Raw genomic sequence first — 2,333 nt, 5'->3', positions numbered from 1 at the left:
TTCCGCCCCGTCGCTTCGGGTGACGGAAAGGGTCAGAAGGGGGCTTCGTCGTCGCCCCACGGGGCGCTCGAGTCACCGCGCCCGTCGGCGGGCTCGTGGTCGGCCCCGGCGGCGGGGGTGCCCTCGAGCGGGGCCGCGCCGACCCCCCCCCCCGGCGTGGGGGGGTGGGGCGCGGGGGCGGTGGGGGGGGGCGGGGCGGGCGGCGGGGGCGGCGGCGCCGCGCCGCCGGGGCGGCGCGGCGCCCCCCCCCCCCCCCCCCCCCCCCCCCCGACGCGGTCGATCTCGCCTGCCGCGAGCACGGCCTGCTGCCGCTGCGCTGGGCCGCCGCGATGTTGCGCGCCGGGGTGGCCGAACCGGCCGCCGCGCGGATCGCCGCGCGCGAAGCCGCAGATCACGCCGCCCTGATCCGCGCGATGGGCGGGGATTTCGCCGCGCCGCCGCGCTGACCCACCTAAGTGATCTTCCTGAGAGCTCCCCTAGAAGGGGCCACGCCCGCTCGCGGGTGATCTAGGGGTCGCTATTGTTAGTTCCGTTCCGCCACTTCGGTGGAAGCTCGGTCACATCGGACCGCGCCACTCGTAACGCCAGGAAAATCTCTGACGATGACGCATATGGGCGAAGAGTTGGACCTCGCCGTCGCTGCGGCTGCGCAGGGCGACAGGACCGCTTTAGCTCAGGTACTGGAACTGATCCGGCCGCTGGTAGTCCGCTACTGCCGAGCCAGGATCGGAGCCGCGGAGCGCGGACAGCTCTCCGCGGATGATGTTGCGCAAGAGGTCTGTCTGGCTGTGATGACCGCCCTGCCCCGCTATCAGGATCAGGGTCGGCCCTTCATGGCCTTCGTTTACGGGATCGCTTCGCACAAGGTCGCCGACGCCCATCGCAACGCCGCCCGTAACAAGGCGGAGGCGATGGCCGAAGTACCAGATGTCATATCCACCGACCAGGGACCGGAGCAGCGAGCTCTCGACTCGGAGACGAGCAGGCAGATGAACACTCTGCTGGCCACGCTCCCCGAGAAACATCGGGAAATCCTGATCCTGCGTCTGGTCATGGGTCTGTCAGCAGAGGAAACCGCAGTCGCCGTGGGCAGCACGGCGGGGGCGATACGGGTAGCCCAGCACAGGGCACTCGCGAAACTGAAGTCACAAGTGGCGAGGGCAGGTGAAATGTATGGCTAGGGATGGCGAGCGCGGTCGAGGCGACCGGAAGGTTTGGCGTGGGTCGCACGACAGCGGTCCCTACGCCGCCGAGGATGCCGGTGATTCCGGTCCGGTCGACATTGCGGCGGTGCGCAGCGACGATGCGCTGATCGACGCGATCGCGAGCGACGGACCGGTCCGTACCGACAGCCCCGAGGAGTTCCAGCTGGCGTCGTTGCTTGCCGATTGGCGAGCCGACCTGCTGGCCGAGCCGATGCCGGCAGGTCCTGATCTGGATACCGTCTTCGCGGCGGTCAATCAGGAGATCGGCGCGCGGCAGGTTCGAGTCGGAGCATCCTCGCGCGGACGTCTACGGCTGGTCAGGCCCCTGCTCGGGGCCGCCGCGGCACTGGCCGTGGTCTTCGGTGGTCTCACAGCGTTCTCCTACAGCGCGGCACCCGGCGATCCGCTGTGGCGGGTCAAGGAGGTCGTGTTCAGCGAACAGGCCCAGTCGACCGTCGTGCAGCGTGCCGACGACGATCTGGTCGCCGCGCAGAATCTGCTCGACTCCGGCAATCCGGAGCAGGCGCGGGCCCGGCTGGAACAGGCATCCGCCACCGCCAGCCAGGTCGACGACAAGGACAAGCGCGAGGATCTGGTCGCCCGCTGGAACCTGCTGCGTGATCAGCTCGCCGTGAAGGCGCCCGAGATCGCCGCGCAACTCCCGACCCCGACGCCGACGACCCCGGGCCAGACCAAGCCGACGTCGCCGTCCCCGGCGAGCCCGTCGCCGGCCAACCCCGGCTCCACCGCGCCGGTGGCCCCGACCAACCCGGGTTCGGGCACCGCCGATCCGTCCGAGCCGCCGGTGATCATGCAGACGCCGGGCCCGGAGACCAAGCCGATCGCGCCGGAGCCGACCGAGCCGACGCAGCCGCCGGTGACCACGGTCCCGACGACTCCGCCGCCGGTCACCGTCCCGACCGCGCCGACGACCATCGCCGAACCACCGCCGGTCACCGTGCCGACGGTGGCTCCGACGTCGCAGACGTTGCCGCCGACCGTGCCGCTGCCGCCGGTCAGCATCCTGCCGGTGCCGCCGGGCGTACCCTCGCCCTGACAATCGACGGGGGAGTGGGCCGCCCCGGAGGGGGGGGTGGGGGGGGGTGTGGGTGTGGGGGGTGTGGAGCG

The 2,333-nt window shown here is 71.5% G+C and carries 3 protein-coding genes; 2 read left to right on the top strand and 1 reads right to left on the bottom strand.

Annotated elements, in window-relative coordinates; genetic code table 11:
* Positions 1-32: 32 nt before the first annotated feature.
* A complete protein-coding gene (locus tag QH270_RS20720; protein ID WP_280345038.1) occupies positions 33-395 on the bottom strand; it encodes a hypothetical protein in 363 nt (120 codons plus the stop codon).
* A gap of 207 nt (positions 396-602) precedes the next feature.
* Here QH270_RS20720 and QH270_RS20715 point away from each other — a divergent pair, with 207 nt between their 5' ends.
* Together QH270_RS20715 and QH270_RS20710 are read left to right on the top strand one after the other, a co-directional pair.
* Entirely contained in the window at positions 603-1,181 is a 579-nt protein-coding gene (locus tag QH270_RS20715) for a sigma-70 family RNA polymerase sigma factor (protein WP_110037079.1), read from the top strand.
* Between the two features lie 109 nt (positions 1,182-1,290).
* Positions 1,291-2,262, top strand: coding sequence for an anti-sigma-D factor RsdA (locus QH270_RS20710; RefSeq protein ID WP_280345035.1), 972 nt, complete (start codon positions 1,291-1,293; stop codon positions 2,260-2,262).
* Positions 2,263-2,333 lie beyond the last annotated feature (71 nt).

Origin of the sequence: Nocardia neocaledoniensis (assembly GCF_029868625.1) — a bacterium.
In the GTDB taxonomy this organism is placed as follows: Bacteria; Actinomycetota; Actinomycetes; order Mycobacteriales; family Mycobacteriaceae; genus Nocardia; species Nocardia neocaledoniensis_A.
The sequence above is the reverse complement of the archived record's forward strand: the minus strand, read 5'-3'. Positions and strand labels throughout refer to the sequence as shown.

Bases quoted from the DNA above. Each gene is read 5' to 3' on its own strand.
- QH270_RS20715 (WP_110037079.1), top strand. From the start codon at position 603: ATGACGCATATGGGCGAAGAGTTGGACCTCGCCGTCGCTGCGGCTGCG.